Genomic DNA, 19697 nt, shown 5'->3' with positions numbered 1-19697 from the left:
CGACCGACTCAGCTTTGCGTCGGCGGGGTCGTCAGGATCGACAGGGTGGTATTTGCGATGCTGACGACCTCCGACTCGGCGAGGTCGAAGTAGAGCGGCAGTCTCACCAGCCTTGCCGACAGATCATCGGTCACGGTCATCGCGGACCCCACGCGCCCGAAGCGTAATCCGGCGTCGGACGAGTGCAGCGGCACATAATGGAATACCGCGTTGATTCCCGCAGCTTTGAGTCCACCAAGCAACCGCTGCTGCTCGGCTGCATCACGTGCCATCACATAGAAGATGTGGGCATTGTGAGCGATGTGGTCCGGCACGCGGGGGAGCATGGAGTCGGCCTCATCGGCGAGGCCTTCGCCCAGCATGCGTCGGTACTGCCCCCAATGCGCCAGTCGACCGTGGTTGATCTGGTCGATGTTCTGAAGCTGCGAAAACAGGAACGCCGCAACCAGTTCACTGGGCAGATAGGAAGAACCGATGTCAACCCAGGTGTACTTGTCGACTTCGCCACGGAAGAACCGGGATCGGTTGGTCCCCTTCTCGCGGATGATCTCCGCACGCTCCGTGAACACAGGGTTGTTGACGACGAGCGCGCCCCCCTCCCCTGAAATGACGTTCTTCGTTTCATGGAAACTGAACGCGGCAAAATCGCCGATCGTTCCCAGTTTGCGCCCCTTGTACGTGCTGCCGAGCGCTTGCGCGGCATCTTCGATGACCAGCAGGCCATGGCGCGAGGCGATGTCCATGATCACATCCATTTCGCACGCCACGCCGGCGTAATGCACCGGAACAATCGCCTTGGTCCGCGAGGTTATCGCCGCTTCGATCAGCCGTTCGTCAATATTCAGTGTGTCCGGGCGAATATCGACGAAGACCGGCGTCCCCCCACGCAATACGACGGCGTTTGCCGTGGACACAAAGGTGTAGGACGGCATGATGACTTCGTCGCCCGGCCGGATGTCTGCCAGGATCACCGCCATCTCGAGCGCAGCAGTGCAAGAGTGCGTTAGGAGTACCCCGGCCGGCCCATCAAGGTAGACGCCCAGCAGTTCGGCGCACTTCTGTGTATAGATGCCATCTCCCGCCAGACGACCGCGCGTGATGGCGTCTTCGAGATAGCCCAACTCAGTCCCCACGAGGTGAGGAGAATTGAAACGGATCATTCTTGCGCCCCGATCTGATTGAACCAGTGAATGTTATCGACAATTCGATAGGCGTTGGCCATGGCAAGCAAGCCAATGGTGGTCCCCGGCAAAGACGGAAACACAGCGGTATCAACGACGTGAATGCGCTGCCATGAACCAACCCGCCCCAAGCTATCGGTGTCTAGCGGACCACTTTTTTCCGCCTTCATCGGCAACGTTCCCCCCACATGATAGGCGCCGCTATTCAGCTTGGCGAACGGGAACAATGGCAGGCAGGCAATGCGTGCGAATACCTTCAGCAATCTGAGGCCGGAGGCCCACATCACGCCCTTCTGCGGAAAGGCCTTTCTCTGCACGGTATGCATGGTATTGGCGCCTACAGCCGTGTTCTCGGCGGGCTTCACCCGTAACTCGTAAGTTCCGGCATGGTCGGAGTGATAGTTCACCAACAAGAAGAAGACATGTTCGGCGACAAAGCGCTTGATACGGGCAACAAACCCTGTGCGGCCTGACGCGATGCCGAGCTTCTTCATCACCAGTTCGTTCTCGGTGGATATCTGCACATGGACCCAATGCTCAAGCCCTTTCCCCTTCAATTCGAGGAAGAGTCCGGGTTGGGTATTACAGTTCGGCCAGTCCACCGGCAAGCGCCACAGGCTGAATACCGGCAGCACAAAACCGCCCCGACTCTTGAGTTCAATTTTCTCGTCGAACAGCGCCAAGGAGTTGCACACGATCCTGGCGCTGTTCACCGCGCCGGCCGCGAGAAAGACCCTGTCGAATTCGCGCGTGTGTAATTCCTCATTCGCGTCGAAATACCGGACCGTCACCCGGTCTCCGTTCTCTACGAGGCCATCGATCAAGCATCGCGGAATGTAGTCGATCTCGTCGCGCGCCGCCATGGCCAGGATGTCGTGGCCCGCCTTGTAGATCGCGCCATAGACACAGCCGGACATGCATTGGCCGCAGTACCGGCAGCCGGATTCGCGCTCGTCTCCCGCCCGCACCAGCAATCTGGCCTGGCCAAAGACTGTCTCACCCGGCTTCTGGACGCGGGCCTTCTCCAGTGCCCACAGAATCCTGGTCGCAGCGCGGCTCAGTTGCAGCGGTCGAGCGGCGCCCGAAAGGGGCGGAAAATCGCGGCTCAAGCGATCGTCCGCCGCCGAGTACGGCAAGTCGGCCAAGACGATCTCGCAATATTTTTGCAACACCGCTGCATCCACAGGCCAGTCCGCAAGATCGCACGCGTGAGGTGGCAGGACCGCAGCGCCCCATCCGCTGCTCAATCCGCCCAGCGCATAACTGAACGGCGGTAGATTTCCCGCACCACTGATCGGCGCAGCCTTCATTGATGTGCCGTAGAAGTAGTCCGAGCCGAAAGCCAGCTTCCGCGGGATCGCCGCTTGCCCCTTCACCGTGGGATTGTCGTTCAACCATGCCCGCTCCTCCGCGGTCCAGGCCTCCGGAGACTTCGTCGACAGGAAGGCGACGCGCTGTTCGCGGTCACTGCCGAGTTGCTCGCCCCAGTCGAATACCGTCGGGCGAATGCCGCGGTGTATGAGCGACTTAATGGCGCCGACGGCCGAGAGGCCACTTCCGATGACGGCAACATTCAAGGCACCGAGATCGCCGTCAACGGCTTTGGACATGAGCATGCGCCTGATAGTAGCCCCTGACCGCCGTGGCGATCCGCTCCATGTCCGCGCGACTCAGATTCGGAAAACACGGGATGAAGATGCCGTTTCGATACAGATTTCCGGCCGTCGGCAAATCGGCGCGATTCGGATAGTCCTTCAAGGCACACACCAACTCGAGGCTCGACGTCGCACTGTCGACCCCCTGACTGGCGAAATAGGATTGCGCCTCAAACGCATCCGTCACCGGCAGTATCAATTGCCAATAGACGTTTCCAGATGCGCGTGTCGTCTTGGGGAAGTCACCCATGCTGCAATTGGCCTTCAGGAACTCCACGTTGGCCACTCTCGCCGCGTCCTCCGCCATCACTTTTTCGATTTGCTCGAGGCCGATCTGGGCCTGGAGGGACGTATAGCGACAAAACCAGAGCGAAGGTAGCGTGGCAATTCGGTCCTGGTTTCGATGTCCGGTGTGTTTCAGTGCGGATTCCGGATCTCGCTTGCGAAAGACCTGCAGCACCGGGAACGTAACGAGCGAAAACACCGCCCCTGTCGTGCCGACATTCCGGATCAGATTGACCCACGCTTTCTTGACGAGTGCCGATCGCCGAGCAGGCTTCAACTCGGCTTGTGCGGTTCGCAGTTTGGTCTCGATGGCAGGGTCGTCGGTGATGGCCATGCCGCCGCCCAGCGTATCGAGCGTCTTGATCGAGGAGGCACTGTAGATGCCCACGTCACCGAACGTCCCGATACGCTTTCCGTCATAGCGACCATTCAGGCACTGCGAGAAATCTTCAATGATGAAAATTCCCCTGTCCCTGAAGAGGGCCACCATCGCGGAAATATCCGGCACCAGGCCGAACAATGGCGTAATGATGACTGCCTTCACATTGGGGGTAATCTTCTCCCGCAACTGCTCGATTCGAAAATTGACGGTATCCACATCCAGATCGACGTAGACGGGCGAGAGGCCAAGGTCCACGACGACATCAACGATCCCCTTGATCGTGATGGGCGGCAGGATGACCTCACTTCCTTTTGGGAGGTTCAGACTCTTCAGCGTCGAATAGATCGCCGTTCTCGCGAAGGGGAACGCAACCGCATACTTGCGCTCGCAATAGCTTGCGAAAACCCGTTCAAATGCCGTAATCCTTTCCTGCCGATGCAGCGGCTTGAAGATCGATGCCAGCAAATAGCGAACACTCTGCCCCACCGTGTGATAAATCACGCCACGGGGAATTTTTTTGGTGAATAGGTTCATCATGCCTCTCTGGGCCCATCAAGCCTTTGCCGTTCCTACCTGAAAACGAACGAATACACGTTCGCCAAATTCCAGACGTTCTTCCGCCGCACAATGGTGCAGTGACGTTCGAACACCTCCAGCTCCTTCTTCGGCCCGACTCTTGTCGCCGAGTGCGCGTCCGGCCGGCCTAACAAGAACTTCCCGATATTGTTCAGGGCCCCTTGTCGACTGATCCCCACGACAAGCTCAAGATCCCGGTTCTTCGAACGCAACTCCTTCAGCAGATTGTCGAGATCGCTCTCAGAGAAGCTGTAGAAAACCTCATTGGCCACCAATACGTCGAAGTTGACCGATCGCCAATCGTCGACATCGCTCAGTTCGGGGACGATGTCGTATCCGATCACTCGCGGCCCCAACATTTGCTTTAATTGACCAACACCGCAACCAAAATCCAGAATCTTGATATCCGGGCGGTTCAATTGTCCCACGCCGACAATTTGACGCAGCAAATGGCGGAAATAGATTTGCGCCGGTCCCGAGTACTTGGTGACCCCTTTCACGTCGATCAACTCCCCACATAACGGCCGGGACGGCATTATCCTTCAGCCTCTTGTCTTCTCAGCCCAATCAAATAGCTGATCGGGCCACATAGAAAAATCGAAATGCTCAGTGCAAGGTACGCCGTCATGGCAACCACATAGGACTGTTCATGACTGTAGCCCCAGTAGCCCAGTAGATAGGCGAATACACCTTCACGCAAGCCAACGCCCTGAATGGTGATGGGTATGAGGCGAACCAGCTCGACCAAGGTAGCCACTGCGGCAAGTTGCGCCCACGACACGGGGAGCCCAAATCCGTAGGCAATGACCTTGATGGACGCAATCCAAAGCAGAATGCCGGCGAACGTCAGTCCGAGCAGGGGGGCGGCGCCCTTCGGGGACAGCAATCCCACACCGATTTCGGCCCAACGCTCCAGCGTCGGCAATCGGCGCGCGCTGACGACACGACGCATGATTGCCACGGCCCATCGTCCTAACGGGCGGGCAAGCAAAGCGACAAGCACGGCTGCGAGCGCAACCATGACACCGTAGATATAGGGGTTGGTGCGAGGATCCAGATCAACGTCGGCAGTCAGCGCAACCGCCGCATACGCGAGGGCGAACAGCAGCACGTATCCGTATAAGCCGAGGAGACGTTCGCGCAGCAGAAGACGCAACAGCCTCCCCGTTGAATGCGACTCGCGACTCAGCGCAGCCAGGCGATAAGCATCGCCACCAAGGTTGGCCGGTGTAAACGTATTCAGGAACGTGGCTTTGAAATAGAGGGCAAGCTGCGACCGAATCGATAGCCGCACCTCATTGGCCGAGAGTCTGTACCACCGCCACCCCATAACCAGGACCGTCGCAAGATTGATCAGGATCGCGATCACGAAACTTGCCGGGGATCCCGCTTTGAGGGTTCTCAGCATCGCCCCGAGATCCAGAAGCGAAGCTGCGAAAGCGATCAGCGCAAGGCTGACCAAAAGCTTCAGTACGCGCTTCATTGCAATCCATCACCGATGAGCGCTTGGTGGTACGTTCTCCATGCCCCGATCTCGCGACCCAGCCTGGCCTCCAATCTTGAGATGCTGTCCCGATAGCCCAGTGCCAGATCTCTGAAGACGTCACGCGGTTCCTCACTCCTGGCCGTGGCTGGGTTGACGACCCGATGCAATGACTCGGGAACAACGGTATCGTCGATTTCAAGTTGCCGATAAAACGCCTGGACTGCACCAAGATTGCCGACCAGTTCCTCAAAAATGAGGATGTGAAGCTGGCTCGGATCGAATACCCGCTCATACATCTCCACGTAGTCGATATAGTGACCGCGTTGACGATAGGCATACGGAGTCACCGACGTGGCGAATTGAGCGCCCTTCAAGCGCTCCGGTTCTGCGTCGATCGCACCGGAAAACGACAAATCCTCCAACCCGTGCGCCACGCTGAATCGGTAATTCGAGTAAGCCCTGCGGACAGGGTCTCGCAAGATCATCAGGATTTGAGCATCCGGAGCGTACTCGAAGATTCGCCTGGCCGCAGCCTCACTCTCGATATAGGAGGTGCTCTTCTCCCCAAGATACAGCCCTCCCACCTTACGATCTGCGAAGTGCGCATCGATGTAATGCGCGATCCCCAAACTTACGCGTTGTGCGTTCAGAAAGAACTTGGGCTCTGGACGCACCGGATGCGCCATGCTTACCTCCGGGTGGCTGTCGAGGAGCTCATAAAGGTAAGTCGATCCGGAGCGTTGCGCGCCGACGATAAACAGATGCTTCATCCGCGCACGACCTCCCTGATCTCGTAGCTACGCTGCGTCCCGAACTCACGCAGAAGTCGTCCCAAGTATTCGCCGATCACGCTGAGCATCAGGATCAGAACCCCGTTGAAGAACGACAACAACACGGCAAGCGACGCCCAGCCCGGGGCCTTCGTTCCATGAAACAAGGCTTCCAGCAGAAAATAAATACTCAGGATGAATCCGCACGCAGCGACGACGAATCCGAATGCAGCGCTACATCGCAGAGGGATGGCGGAGTGATTGAACAGGATCGAGGCTACCAGCCGGATAATTCTCCGCCAATTGTAGTTGCTCTTGCCGTCGACTCTGGGGTGATGCTTCACAAGCACATTGCATCGACGCGCCGAATACTTGAGCACCAATCCCGGAATGTACGGGGCGTACGAATTGTCACGGCAAACGCGATCGACGACATCTCGGTGGATGAGCCGAAAGTTGCTCAAGACTAAATCGCCCTTCACTTCAAACACCTTGCGGTTAAGCCATCCCACGAACCGGCTGCCGACGCGACGGATGATCGAGTGCCGCTTGGTTTCGAACCGGCCCAACACCAGATCGCACCCGCCCTCTCGCGCAGCCTCGATAAGCTTGCCGATCTCTTCGGGGGGGTTCTGCAGATCATCGTCCATAGTGATGACATAGTCCCCCTTTGCCTCGCGAAAACCGCACAAGTTCGCGTTGTGCTGCCCGTAGTTCTTCAACAGGTTGATCGCCACGACCTCATGATTTTCACGCGCAATGTCCCGGACCACGTTCCAGCTTTCGTCGGCGCTGCCATCGTTGACCAAGATGATCTCGAATGACCTTCCGGACGATGTGAAATACTCGTGAACTCGCCTCACGGTTTCAGCGATGATTCTCGAACTGTTAAACACAGGGATAACAACGCTGTATAAGTCACTCATATCTACCAACGTTCTTTCGTCGAAAGAATTGGATATTTCAATTGATAAGCAAACTAGACGTGGTCACCCAGTGGGGGGCACAGCACGGCCGTTTGGGAGGATATAGTTGTCGCGGTTTCGCTGTCAGCCATGCCCGAAGGCGTTTCCGGGCAAGACAAGATGCTCGGGCGGCTGAGGCATCGGGAAATTTCAATCCCGCCGGTCCGAAGATTAGCATGTAATGACCTCGCTCCCGAAAAACGAATCCCTTGCTGAGGGTGTAAAGTGAAGCAAGAAGAAGAAACGATGTCGGTCAGAGGTGGACGCGCAAATTCGGACGGGCGGATAAGTGGTGACCTTATCTCTAGATTCCGTTGGTACGAAGTTTCCCGGGCAGGTCACTGCCGCACCGTTGGACACCTGCCATCCGTTGAAACCATTACCGTTAAGACGGGTTCGCCAGCCGCTTACCTTACACCCGCAGGAATGCGCCCATGCTGGGTGCACAAAGCAAAAACCCCTTGCTACACGAGTTAGCAAGGGGTTTTTAGGGGGAGCCTGACGATTACCTACTTTCACACGGGTATCCGCACTATCATCGGCGTGGAGTTGTTTCACGGTCCTGTTCGGGATGGGAAGGGGTGGTTCCAACTCGCTATGGTCATCAGGCATAACTTGTATGTTCTGCTGAGCGGGGCTCAACAAAACCAATTTGGAAGAAGCGTAGTACTACATTGGTTGGGTTGCGAGTTGTATCGGCACACTGCACGACACTCACACCAGGAAAAACACACTGGTTATAGGATCAAGCCTCACGGGCAATTAGTATCAGTTAGCTTAACGCATTACTGCGCTTCCACACCTGACCTATCAACGTCCTGGTCTTGAACGACCCTTAAGGGGAATCGAGTTCCCAGGGAAGTCTCATCTTAAGGCGAGTTTCCCGCTTAGATGCTTTCAGCGGTTATCTCTTCCGAACATAGCTACCCGGCGATGCCACTGGCGTGACAACCGGTACACCAGAGGTTCGTCCACTCCGGTCCTCTCGTACTAGGAGCAGCCCCCTTCAAACTTCCAACGCCCACGGCAGATAGGGACCAAACTGTCTCACGACGTTTTAAACCCAGCTCACGTACCTCTTTAAATGGCGAACAGCCATACCCTTGGGACCGGCTACAGCCCCAGGATGAGATGAGCCGACATCGAGGTGCCAAACACCGCCGTCGATATGAACTCTTGGGCGGTATCAGCCTGTTATCCCCAGAGTACCTTTTATCCGTTGAGCGATGGCCCTTCCATACAGAACCACCGGATCACTATGACCTGCTTTCGCACCTGCTCGACTTGTCAGTCTCGCAGTTAAGCACGCTTTTGCCATTGCACTATCAGCACGATTTCCGACCGTACCTAGCGTACCTTCGTACTCCTCCGTTACACTTTGGGAGGAGACCGCCCCAGTCAAACTGCCTACCATGCACTGTCCCCGATCCGGATTACGGACCTAGGTTAGAACCTCAAACAAACCAGGGTGGTATTTCAAGGACGGCTCCACAGAAACTAGCGTTCCTGCTTCAAAGCCTCCCACCTATCCTACACAGACCGGTTCAAAGTCCAATGCAAAGCTACAGTAAAGGTTCATGGGGTCTTTCCGTCTAGCCGCGGGTAGATTGCATCATCACAAACACTTCAACTTCGCTGAGTCTCGGGAGGAGACAGTGTGGCCATCGTTACGCCATTCGTGCAGGTCGGAACTTACCCGACAAGGAATTTCGCTACCTTAGGACCGTTATAGTTACGGCCGCCGTTTACCGGGACTTCAATCAAGAGCTTGCACCCCATCATTTAATCTTCCGGCACCGGGCAGGCGTCACACCCTATACGTCCACTTTCGTGTTTGCAGAGTGCTGTGTTTTTATTAAACAGTCGCAGCCACCAGTTTATTGCAACCCTTTCACCCTCCTGGCGCAGGCCAGTCAAGCTACAAGGGCGTACCTTATCCCGAAGTTACGGTACCAATTTGCCGAGTTCCTTCTCCCGAGTTCTCTCAAGCGCCTTAGAATACTCATCTCGCCCACCTGTGTCGGTTTGCGGTACGGTCTCGTATGACTGAAGCTTAGAGGCTTTTCTTGGAACCACTTCCAATTGCTTCGTACCCGAAGGTACTCGCCCCACAGCCTTGAATTACGCGCCCGGATTTGCCTAAGCGCCTTCTCCACTGCAGGGACCGGGACTTCCAACACCCGGACAACCTTCCGCGATCCGTCCCCCCATCGCATCATACGACGGTGCAGGAATATTAACCTGCTTCCCATCAGCTACGCATCTCTGCCTCGCCTTAGGGGCCGACTCACCCTACGCCGATGAACGTTGCGTAGGAAACCTTGGGCTTACGGCGAGGGGGCCTTTCACCCCCTTTATCGCTACTCATGTCAGCATTCGCACTTCTGATACCTCCAGCATCCTTCACAAGACACCTTCACAGGCTTACAGAACGCTCTCCTACCATGCGAGCAAGCTCGCATCCGCAGCTTCGGTATATTGCTTAGCCCCGTTACATCTTCCGCGCAGGACGACTCGATCAGTGAGCTATTACGCTTTCTTTAAAGGGTGGCTGCTTCTAAGCCAACCTCCTGACTGTTTTAGCCTTCCCACTTCGTTTCCCACTTAGCAATATTTAGGGACCTTAGCTGGCGGTCTGGGTTGTTTCCCTCTTGACACCGGACGTTAGCACCCGATGTCTGTCTCCCGTGATTGCACTCTTCGGTATTCGGAGTTTGCTATGGCGAAGTAATCCGCAATGGACCCTTCAACCATGACAGTGCTCTACCCCCGAAGGTGATACACGAGGCACTACCTAAATAGTTTTCGGAGAGAACCAGCTATTTCCAAGTTTGTTTAGCCTTTCACCCCTATCCACAGCTCATCCCCTAATTTTTCAACATTAGTGGGTTCGGTCCTCCAGTACGTGTTACCGCACCTTCAACCTGGCCATGGATAGATCACTTGGTTTCGGGTCTACACCCAGCGACTGAACGCCCTATTCGGACTCGCTTTCGCTACGCCTTCCCTATTCGGTTAAGCTTGCCACTGAATGTAAGTCGCTGACCCATTATACAAAAGGTACGCAGTCACCCCTTGCGAGGCTCCTACTGTTTGTATGCATGCGGTTTCAGGATCTATTTCACTCCCCTCCCGGGGTTCTTTTCGCCTTTCCCTCACGGTACTGGTTCACTATCGGTCGATTACGAGTATTTAGCCTTGGAGGATGGTCCCCCCATCTTCAGACAGGATTTCACGTGTCCCGCCCTACTTTTCTCAAGCTTAGTTCCACACCAGGGTTTTCTCATACGGGGCTATCACCCACTATGGCCGGACTTTCCATTCCGTTTTGATAACACCGGTGCTAAATCTTGAAGGCTGGTCCCATTTCGCTCGCCACTACTTTGGGAATCTCGGTTGATTTCTTTTCCTGCAGCTACTTAGATGTTTCAGTTCGCCGCGTTCGCTTCACTAGACCTATGTATTCAGTCTAGGATGACCCAAAGGGCCGGGTTTCCCCATTCGGACATTTGTGGATCAAAGCTTATTTGCCAGCTCCCCACAACTTTTCGCAGGCTATCGCGTCCTTCATCGCCTGTAATCGCCAAGGCATCCACCACATGCACTTATTCGCTTGACCCTATAACGAGTGTGTCTTTCGGCACATTCCCTATAGGTTGAGTTTTCGCGTTGTGCCGTATTCCAAGTCATCTTTCGATCACTTAAATACTAGTTGATACAATCACAACCCGTACAATTTCCACGCGCCATCTCTAACGCGCTTCCGTTGTACTACTACTTCTTCCAAATTGTTAAAGAACAAATACTGCATGACATTGCTGTCATTCAAAAACGTTCACGCTAAATCACTATTGGGATTTACTACAGACGTAAAAGCTTTTGACTGACATCGATGTGCGATCTAAGGAATTGGTGGAGGCAGACGGGATCGAACCGACGACCCCCTGCTTGCAAAGCAGGTGCTCTCCCAGCTGAGCTATGCCCCCCAAATCAGTCTGATGCGGCGTTACAAAAAACCTTACATACCGATGTATGCGGCGGCCTTTTGTGCCTTGCCTCAGCCAGATTTCTTTCTACCAGGCGTCGGTGGAAAGAGTTTGGTGGGTCTGGAAGGACTTGAACCTTCGACCCCCGCCTTATCAAGACGGTGCTCTAACCACCTGAGCTACAGACCCGACTTAGATCTACGCAGTCAACAACCGATAAGCGTGAACACTCAACTTCCAGTGCATGCTCTAGAAAGGAGGTGATCCAGCCGCAGGTTCCCCTACGGCTACCTTGTTACGACTTCACCCCAGTCATGAATCCTGCCGTGGTAAGCGCCCTCCTTACGGTTAGGCTACCTACTTCTGGCAAAACCCACTCCCATGGTGTGACGGGCGGTGTGTACAAGACCCGGGAACGTATTCACCGCGACATGCTGATCCGCGATTACTAGCGATTCCAGCTTCACGCAGTCGAGTTGCAGACTGCGATCCGGACTACGATCGGTTTTCTGGGGTTAGCTCCACCTCGCGGTTTGGCAGCCCTCTGTACCGACCATTGTATGACGTGTGAAGCCCTACCCATAAGGGCCATGAGGACTTGACGTCATCCCCACCTTCCTCCGGTTTGTCACCGGCAGTCTCCCTAGAGTGCTCTTGCGTAGCAACTAAGGACAAGGGTTGCGCTCGTTGCGGGACTTAACCCAACATCTCACGACACGAGCTGACGACAGCCATGCAGCACCTGTGTTACGGTTCTCTTTCGAGCACTCCCACCTCTCAGCAGGATTCCGTACATGTCAAGGGTAGGTAAGGTTTTTCGCGTTGCATCGAATTAATCCACATCATCCACCGCTTGTGCGGGTCCCCGTCAATTCCTTTGAGTTTTAATCTTGCGACCGTACTCCCCAGGCGGTCAACTTCACGCGTTAGCTTCGTTACTAAGGAAATGAATCCCCAACAACTAGTTGACATCGTTTAGGGCGTGGACTACCAGGGTATCTAATCCTGTTTGCTCCCCACGCTTTCGTGCATGAGCGTCAGTATTGGCCCAGGGGGCTGCCTTCGCCATCGGTATTCCTCCACATCTCTACGCATTTCACTGCTACACGTGGAATTCTACCCCCCTCTGCCATACTCTAGCCTTGCAGTCACGAATGCAGTTCCCAGGTTAAGCCCGGGGATTTCACATCCGTCTTACAAAACCGCCTGCGCACGCTTTACGCCCAGTAATTCCGATTAACGCTTGCACCCTACGTATTACCGCGGCTGCTGGCACGTAGTTAGCCGGTGCTTATTCTTCCGGTACCGTCATCCCCCCGAGGTATTAACCCAGAGGATTTCTTTCCGGACAAAAGTGCTTTACAACCCGAAGGCCTTCTTCACACACGCGGCATTGCTGGATCAGGCTTTCGCCCATTGTCCAAAATTCCCCACTGCTGCCTCCCGTAGGAGTCTGGGCCGTGTCTCAGTCCCAGTGTGGCTGGTCGTCCTCTCAGACCAGCTACAGATCGTCGCCTTGGTGAGCTTTTACCCCACCAACTAGCTAATCTGACATCGGCTGCTCTTGTAGCGCGAGGCCCGAAGGTCCCCCGCTTTCCTCCTCAGAGCGTATGCGGTATTAATCCGGCTTTCGCCGAGCTATCCCCCACTACAAGGTACATTCCGATGTATTACTCACCCGTTCGCCACTCGCCACCAGGTGCAAGCACCCGTGCTGCCGTTCGACTTGCATGTGTAAGGCATGCCGCCAGCGTTCAATCTGAGCCAGGATCAAACTCTTCAGTTTAAACCTGTTACTGTTTTCGGTTTTTCGTGATAAATCACTCGAACCGGTCGCTCTCAAAGTATGCTGACAAGTTAATTACTTAACTTACCTATTACTTATGTGAGCCTCAATAAATTTAAAGCTTATCTGCCGAAGCAGACGCACCATTCATCGAGTGCCCACACTTATCGGTTGTCTAGTTTTTAAAGATCAATCGCATCGAACTTCGCTTCGTCGCACACTTACCGCGCCGTCGCTTCGTTTTCTGCGTCGCTGCATCTGCAGCAGAGAAGCAAGATTATGTCGTAGCTTCTCGTCGTCGTCAACAGTTTTTTTCGCCTTCTTCGCTCGTCGCCGTAGCAACTCACCAGCTCCAAAACCACCAACCACCGGGCTTTCCAGCCCGTCGCCCCCACCGCTTCGCCGCTTTCGCTGCGTCGCCGTCGTTGCGAGAGACGGAATATTAGTGAAAACCCCGTACCCTGGCAAGCCCTTTGTGAAAATAATTTGAAAAAGGTCGGGGCCGGGCAAAAAAGACAGCGATTCGAGCGGGCCGAGATCCACGGCGCGGGTCACATGGAGGACACCGATCCACGATCGGTCCGGCATCCCACCGGGACGTAACCATCGAAATCGCCTATCCTTGCCGGAACCTTGCCCATAGGGAAAGGCGACGCAGCGACCCGGGTCTCTTCCCTTCCTATACTTATATATAGAGCGTTCGAGATGGTCCATTCGCGCATCCTTCCGTCGCGCTCTCTCGATGTCCTGCGGCGCCTGGCCACGCTTCTCCCGCTCGCACTCATCGTTGCCGCCTGCAGTTCGGTGCGTCCACCTCCCGAGCCGTCTCATTGGACGAGCCATACCTCGGCCGCTACGCCCGGCACGCTCGCCAGCACCCTGGCCACGGCCGTCCGCGCCCATTCGGGCCAGTCCGGCTTCCAACTCCTCGCCACCGGCTCCGACGCATTCACCACCCGCCTCGCACTGGTTCAGGCCGCACAGCACAGTCTGGACGTTCAGTACTACAGCGCCGGCGAGGACGTCACCGGCCGCCTCCTGCTCCAGGCGCTGCTCGACGCCGCCAACCGCGGCGTACGCATACGCATGCTGGTCGACGACATCAACCGTCGCCATACCGACCCGGCGTTTGCGGCGCTCGATCAACATCCCAACATCGAGATCCGCGTCTTCAACCCATTCGGCACCCGCGACACCACGCTTATCGAACGAGCGGGCAATCTGCTCACCCGGTTCGACCAGCTCAACCGCCGCATGCACAACAAGGCGCTGGTCGCCGACAATCAGCTGGCCATCGTGGGCGGCCGCAATCTGGGCGATGAGTATTTCGACGCCAATCCCGAATTGTCCTTCCGCGACTTCGATCTGCTCTGTGCCGGCCCGATCGTCGACGCCGTCTCCCGTAGCTTCGACCACTTCTGGACGAGCCAACAGTCTTATCCGCTCAAGCAGGTTCAGTCGAAGATCGACGAAGCAACGCTCGACGCCACGCGCGACGCGTTGGCACGCCACTGGCGCGACACCGACCGAACGCCCGCGGGACATCTGGCGCTTCACCCGCCCCCGCTCGCCGAGCGTCTGCACAACGGCAAGCTCCCGCTCTTCTGGGCGCCCGCCGAGCTTGCGGCCGACGGTCCCGACAAAATAGACACCCCTGCCGCCGAGACCCAGAGCGCACCCGGACACAAGCTGCGCCAGTTGGCGGCGAATGCCCAGCAAGAGGTTCTGATCATTTCCCCGTACTTCGTCCCGCTGGACGGCGGCGTAAGGTTTCTGTCGACGCTCACGCAGCGCGGCGTCAAGGTACGCGTGCTGACGAACTCTCTCGCGGCGACCGACGTCGTGGCAGTCCACGCCGGCTATGCACGCTATCGCACGGCGTTGCTGCAAGCCGGCGTCGCGCTATACGAGTTCAAGCCGATGCGCACGAATAACGGAGCCCGCTCGCTGCGACGCGTCTCGTTCGGCAGCACGTCGCGTGCCAGCCTGCACGGCAAGGTCTATGTCATCGACCGGCGTGACGTCGTCCTCGGTTCGTTTAATCTGGACCCGCGGTCGGTGCGTCTGAATACGGAATTAGCGATCGTGATCCACAGCCCGGATTTTGCCGAGCACATGGCACGGATTTTCGACCGGGCGACGTCACCCCATGCCAGTTTTCGCGTCGAGTTGGCACCCGCCAACCACGCCACGCCACCGCCGATCACCCCGCCGACGCTTCCGGCGCTGCGCTGGATCGGCGAGGAGAATGGTCAACCGCGCACCTTCGACGTTGAACCCTATGCGTCATTCTGGCGCAATGCGGTGGCAGGCGCCGTCACGTTGCTGCCGAGCGACGACCTGCTTTGAAACGGTGCGCCCCCCCACGAAAACCTGAACCGTAGCGCCCCCAATCCGCGCCCCGATCTAACGCTGGCGCGCCGTGAAACGCGCCCTTCGGCGGCAGCGCCGCCCACACCTTCCCCCTCCCCCTCACCCATCCTCCCCCTCACCCATCCTCCCTCTCCCCTCGCACTTCTCGCTTTTCGCCTCTCACCTCTCACGCATCACCCTTCCCTCTTAGCCCTCAACCTCACCTTCGCCCCCCATCCAAGACGCGCAGTCGGCTCGGCGCACGCCCGTCGTCCGCCTGGACGGAAAACCGGCATGCGCAAGCCGCCTGCCGAGCGCGCTACGCCAATCCCGCCTCGCGTCGCAAACGCACGGCCGAACGGGTGGCGTTACGAACGACCTCGCCAACATCGAACGTAAGGAACCGGCCGCCTTGCCGCAAAATGCGGCCGTCCACGATCACCGTATCGACATTCTCCGGCTGCCCCGAATACACCAGTGAATTGAACGGGTCGAATACGGGGGCGATATCCAGGTCATCCATGCGAACAAGCACGATGTCGGCGCGTTTTCCCGGGGACAATGACCCAGTGCGATCGGCAAGATTGAGCGTGCGCGCACCCTCGATGGTCGCGAGTTCCACCAACCGGCGCGGCGTAAGTTTGACGTTCGTGTCGCTTCTCGACTTGTGTGCCCACAGCAGGGCCCGCATTTCGTTGAAGAAGTTGGCATTGGCCGATGCCGCCGAAGAATCGGTCGAAAGCCCCATTTGCGCGTGAAGCGCTTCCATTTCCGCAAATTGGGTATATCCACTTCTCACCGTGGAGTACTGCAGCTCGATGGCGGGCGCGATACTGATGCGCACGTTCGATGCCGCGAGCGTCTGGCGCTCCGCCGCCGTGAACCCTTGCGGATGCACCAGCAGCAGGTCCGAATTCAGCCATTGATGCCTGGCCATCACGTCGATAATGCCGTGCGTCAGATTCCCGTAGTGCAGCGTGTAAGGAAGCTGCATGGCCTGGGCATGCGCCATCGACGTGCTGAGATCATCGAATACGCTGGCGCGCATCGAACCGTCTTTTTCCGTCACCGGTGCGACGACAACGCCCAATGTCAGCCGCGGACGCTTCGGCAATATCGCCTGCCGGACTCGCTCGACATCCTGCCAGTCCATAGGCTGCGATGACGGCTCGCCGAAGCGCCCGTATGAGAATCGGGCGCGAACGCCAAGATCCTCCAGCGCCTGTAGATCCGCCCGCGCATGCGCTGGCGAGCGCACGTTGTGACAAAAGTCGTGCACGGTGGTGATGCCGGACATCAGGTTCTGCGCCAACCCGAAACGCACCGAGTGGTAGATGTCCTCCGGCGTCATGACGGCACCGGCACGGGCCTTGCTCGGGAAATAGCCGAAGGTCGGATCGTCGCCGCGCAGGGAGCCGCGCAACAGGCTCGTCCACATGTGTTGATGCGTGTCCACGAACCCCGGCATGACGATCGTACGGCTCGCGTCGATGATTCGCACGTTCGGCAGATCAACGCGCGCGGCCACGGCGACGATGGCACCGCCCTTTACGTGCACGTCGCCCACGGGGAATTCGCCGAGTGACGAATCCATTGTCAGCACGTACCCACCGCGCAAGATGAACTCGTCTCGCTCTGGCTGGGCAGGCTGCGAAGGCCGTTCCGCCGCGTGCAACGCCGCCGACACCGGCGCCAGCAGCGCGGGAACCATCATGCTGCCAGCCACGGCGCCGCAGGCTTTGAGAAGATTGCGCCGGTTTCGCTGCATCTCGTTGTTCATATCAGACCTCCTTGGGGGCGACGACGCGTCAAAAGGTGTGTTGGATGCTGACGGTACTGACGAACTGGTGACCGCCGCTCGCAGGGCCGGCCGACGCGTTCACTTGCGCCATCGCACCGTTGCCTGAAGCGATTTGCAGCGCGGCGTCGACGTACAGCGTCGTACGCTTCGACAGCCGGTAGCCGACAAGGGACGTGAGTTGATTGGCGCGGTTGTCGTTCAGCTGGGCGTTGCCGCGCATGTGCGTATACGTCGCGCTCGCGTACCACGCGGCGGTGAAGTCGTATCCAACGCTCACGTCGAAGGCGTTGATCTGCGCCCCGGTCGCCGTGTTTCGGGACAGGGTGGCAAGTGCCGAGATCAACACCTTGCCGAACCCATAGCGGACCCCGAGACCGATATTGCGGATGCCATCGTTGCCGTTGTTCGTTTGCGGCGACTTGACCATCGTGTACGCCGCACCGATGCCAGCATTCGCGTAGTCGTAATTGATGCCGAAACTGCTGGCGGAGGATCGGCCGAAACTTCCGGGCACGCCGCCGAAGCCGTACATCGCGCCGAACGTCAGGCCCGAGAAATCGGCGCTTTTGAATTTGACGGTGTTGGCGATCGCCTCGCCATTCACGCGATCGAAGTCGAACGACCCTTGCGAGGAATACGACACGCCGAACTTCGCGAACGGCCCCTGATGGGCGGCGTAGGATCCCTCGAAGAAGCTCCCCGGGTAGCGGTTCAACGTCAGGCTGTCGAACATGAAGTCGCGTTGATTCCCGACGGTCACCGTGCCGTATCGATTCGCCAGTCCGACATACGATTCGCGGGAAAACAGACTGCCCGGACCGCCGAACACGTTGCCGTTGACAATGCTGAACAGCGAGCCGAGATAAAACACGGCACGGTTGCCGCCGCCGAGGTCTTCATCGCCGCGAAAGATCAGGGCGTTCGGCCGCAGAACGCCAGGGTTTGCCGTCACAGCAACGCCCCCGCCAACGTTGCTCGTGTAGCCCACGCCAGCGCCCAGCAGTCCGCTGATCTCGATATGGCTCTGCGCCTGCGCAGGGTTGGCGAGCGCACCGCCCAGAAGGCCTGCGGTGATGAATGAACGTACCCAAATGCCGTGATGATTCACGTTGTCTCCCTTGATTTGAACTGGATGCGTGGCAAGGACAGGTTTTGCGCAGGCCCTTGCCCGATAGGCCCAGCCCGCTTCGCATCCGCCATCTCCCCGAGTTGTGTTCGGGACGCGTGAATGCGACTATTTTTTATGCTTATATAATTGAAACTTAAAATTATTAGACGGAAAGGCATGGCCTCGACCGCCTGCGCCCGACACCGCATCGGGTGTCTGGCAGGCCAGTGTAGGTTCAGGTCATTGCCGGGAAGGTGAATTGTTGGAATCAGCCATCAACCATTGGTTGACGCACGGCTGACGCAGTCGGGGGCGCCGATGGCGGGCCAATAGCGCGAGACTCATGGGTGCGCTATGTACAGAACGGGCCCGTCGCCTCGTTACCGGTAACGCGTTGATGGAGATCGAAAATGAATGTCAGAACCGGTCAGGCGCCACCGTCGCGCCTCAAGCTCAAGTACCTCCAGGCTGTGGCGGTGCTCGATGAAACGCACAGCTTGACGAAGGCCGCCGATCGCCTGAATCTCACGCGCGCGGCGCTCTCCAAGACACTGGCTGCGCTGGAAGACCTACTGGGGGTGAAGCTCTACGAGCGTACCGCGTCCGGCATGGTGCCGACGACGTTCGGTCGGACGCTGGCCCGCCACGCCCGCATGATTCTTGGCAATCTCCGCTCGGCCGAGGACGAACTCCGAGACCTGATGAACGAGCACCGCGAGAGCCTGGTCGTCGGCGCCCTGTTCATCGCCATGCCTCAACTCCTGCCGCAGGCGATCGCATTGCTGGCCGAGTCCCATCCGCGTTGCGTCATCACCGTGCGCGAGAGTGGTTCCTTCGGGCTGGCCGCGGGGCTTCACGATGGCAGCTTCGATCTGGTCGTGGGACGTCTGGTGCCGGAGTATTTTCGCAGCGCGGTCGAACTGGAACCGCTGTTCCACGAGGATCTGCTCGTCATCTGCCGTCGCGAGCATCCGCTTGCCCAAGTGCCGGCACTTGGCTGGCGCGACGTTGCCGGCTATCCTTGGCTGCTCCCGCCCAAGGAGTCCCCGATCAGCCACGCGCTGCAATCGCAATTTCTCGCGGACGGCGTGCCGGGGCCCGGCATGATCGTCGAGGCGTTTTCCGTCTCCCTCGCGCTCGGGATGCTGCAAACCTGCAACGCGATTACCGTGCTGCCGAGCCGCCTGGCCCATGCCCTGCGCGACAAGGGCGACGTCACGATTCTGCCTTTGCGCCCTCCACCGCTGCCCGCGCCGATGGGCGTGGCATGGCGCCGCGGCGACCCCCTGTCGCCGCTCGCCGCGGCGTTTGTCGAGGCGTTGAAGCGGTGCGCCTCGGCATCCGCACGCTGAGACATCGCTTCT

12 protein-coding genes, 2 tRNA genes and 3 rRNA genes are annotated in these 19697 nt (G+C 57.8%); 2 read left to right on the top strand and 15 right to left on the bottom strand.

Features of this window, described 5'->3' with window-relative positions:
• Positions 1 to 8: 8 nt before the first annotated feature.
• The 13 genes from rffA to PanNE5_RS08575 form a co-directional block, all read right to left on the bottom strand.
• Positions 9 to 1160 carry a dTDP-4-amino-4,6-dideoxygalactose transaminase gene (gene rffA / locus PanNE5_RS08635; RefSeq protein WP_017232384.1) on the bottom strand — a complete coding sequence of 384 codons (1152 nt, stop codon included), beginning with the start codon at positions 1158 to 1160 and terminating at the stop codon, positions 9 to 11.
• A complete protein-coding gene (locus tag PanNE5_RS08630) occupies positions 1157 to 2791 on the bottom strand; it encodes a GMC oxidoreductase (RefSeq protein ID WP_017232385.1) in 1635 nt (544 codons plus the stop codon). The genes rffA and PanNE5_RS08630 overlap by 4 nt, the downstream gene beginning before the upstream one ends.
• On the bottom strand, positions 2775 to 4040 hold the full coding sequence (locus PanNE5_RS08625; protein WP_017232386.1) for a DegT/DnrJ/EryC1/StrS family aminotransferase: 1266 nt from the start codon (positions 4038 to 4040) through the stop codon (positions 2775 to 2777). The genes PanNE5_RS08630 and PanNE5_RS08625 overlap by 17 nt, the downstream gene beginning before the upstream one ends.
• Positions 4041 to 4072: 32 nt before the next feature.
• Complete coding sequence (locus PanNE5_RS08620) at positions 4073 to 4579, bottom strand: class I SAM-dependent methyltransferase (RefSeq protein WP_198288658.1); 507 nt, start codon at positions 4577 to 4579, stop codon at positions 4073 to 4075.
• A gap of 35 nt (positions 4580 to 4614) precedes the next feature.
• On the bottom strand, positions 4615 to 5562 hold the full coding sequence (locus tag PanNE5_RS08615) for a lysylphosphatidylglycerol synthase transmembrane domain-containing protein (RefSeq protein ID WP_017232388.1): 948 nt from the start codon (positions 5560 to 5562) through the stop codon (positions 4615 to 4617).
• Positions 5559 to 6335: a sulfotransferase family protein gene (locus PanNE5_RS08610; RefSeq protein WP_017232389.1), complete on the bottom strand. Its 777-nt coding sequence runs from the start codon at positions 6333 to 6335 to the stop codon at positions 5559 to 5561. Before PanNE5_RS08610 ends, PanNE5_RS08615 begins: the two co-directional genes overlap by 4 nt.
• Positions 6332 to 7261: a glycosyltransferase family 2 protein gene (locus PanNE5_RS08605; protein WP_083902201.1), complete on the bottom strand. Its 930-nt coding sequence runs from the start codon at positions 7259 to 7261 to the stop codon at positions 6332 to 6334. Before PanNE5_RS08605 ends, PanNE5_RS08610 begins: the two co-directional genes overlap by 4 nt.
• Before the next feature lie 535 nt (positions 7262 to 7796).
• Positions 7797 to 7909: ribosomal RNA gene (gene rrf, locus PanNE5_RS08600) — 5S ribosomal RNA — on the bottom strand.
• Between the two features lie 132 nt (positions 7910 to 8041).
• Positions 8042 to 10919: ribosomal RNA gene (locus PanNE5_RS08595) — 23S ribosomal RNA — on the bottom strand.
• Between the two features lie 291 nt (positions 10920 to 11210).
• Positions 11211 to 11286: transfer RNA gene (locus tag PanNE5_RS08590), tRNA-Ala, on the bottom strand.
• Between the two features lie 112 nt (positions 11287 to 11398).
• Positions 11399 to 11475: transfer RNA gene (locus PanNE5_RS08585), tRNA-Ile, on the bottom strand.
• A gap of 64 nt (positions 11476 to 11539) precedes the next feature.
• A 16S ribosomal RNA gene (locus PanNE5_RS08580) occupies positions 11540 to 13072 on the bottom strand.
• Together the 16S, 23S and 5S rRNA genes with 2 tRNA genes alongside form the textbook arrangement of a ribosomal RNA operon.
• 189 nt (positions 13073 to 13261) lie before the next feature.
• Positions 13262 to 13627, bottom strand: coding sequence for a hypothetical protein (locus PanNE5_RS08575; RefSeq protein WP_261939621.1), 366 nt, complete (start codon positions 13625 to 13627; stop codon positions 13262 to 13264).
• A gap of 78 nt (positions 13628 to 13705) precedes the next feature.
• Here PanNE5_RS08575 and PanNE5_RS08570 point away from each other — a divergent pair, with 78 nt between their 5' ends.
• Complete coding sequence (locus PanNE5_RS08570; protein WP_261939620.1) at positions 13706 to 15421, top strand: phospholipase D family protein; 1716 nt, start codon at positions 13706 to 13708, stop codon at positions 15419 to 15421.
• Positions 15422 to 15743: 322 nt separating this feature from the next.
• Here the strand turns inward: PanNE5_RS08570 and PanNE5_RS08565 are convergent, their stop codons facing one another.
• Positions 15744 to 17204 carry an amidohydrolase family protein gene (locus tag PanNE5_RS08565; RefSeq protein WP_017234995.1) on the bottom strand — a complete coding sequence of 487 codons (1461 nt, stop codon included), beginning with the start codon at positions 17202 to 17204 and terminating at the stop codon, positions 15744 to 15746.
• 28 nt (positions 17205 to 17232) lie between these two features.
• Positions 17233 to 18333 carry a porin gene (locus PanNE5_RS08560; RefSeq protein ID WP_017234994.1) on the bottom strand — a complete coding sequence of 367 codons (1101 nt, stop codon included), beginning with the start codon at positions 18331 to 18333 and terminating at the stop codon, positions 17233 to 17235.
• Between the two features lie 410 nt (positions 18334 to 18743).
• On the opposite strand from PanNE5_RS08560, the gene PanNE5_RS08555 reads away from it, so the two are divergent.
• Positions 18744 to 19685, top strand: a complete 942-nt coding sequence (locus tag PanNE5_RS08555) for a LysR family transcriptional regulator (protein ID WP_017234993.1) — start codon at positions 18744 to 18746, stop codon at positions 19683 to 19685.
• Positions 19686 to 19697: the final 12 nt, after the last annotated feature.

Origin of the sequence: Pandoraea sp. NE5 (assembly GCF_024363545.1) — a bacterium.
In the GTDB taxonomy this organism is placed as follows: Bacteria; Pseudomonadota; Gammaproteobacteria; order Burkholderiales; family Burkholderiaceae; genus Pandoraea; species Pandoraea cepalis.
The sequence above is the reverse complement of the archived record's forward strand: the minus strand, read 5'-3'. Positions and strand labels throughout refer to the sequence as shown.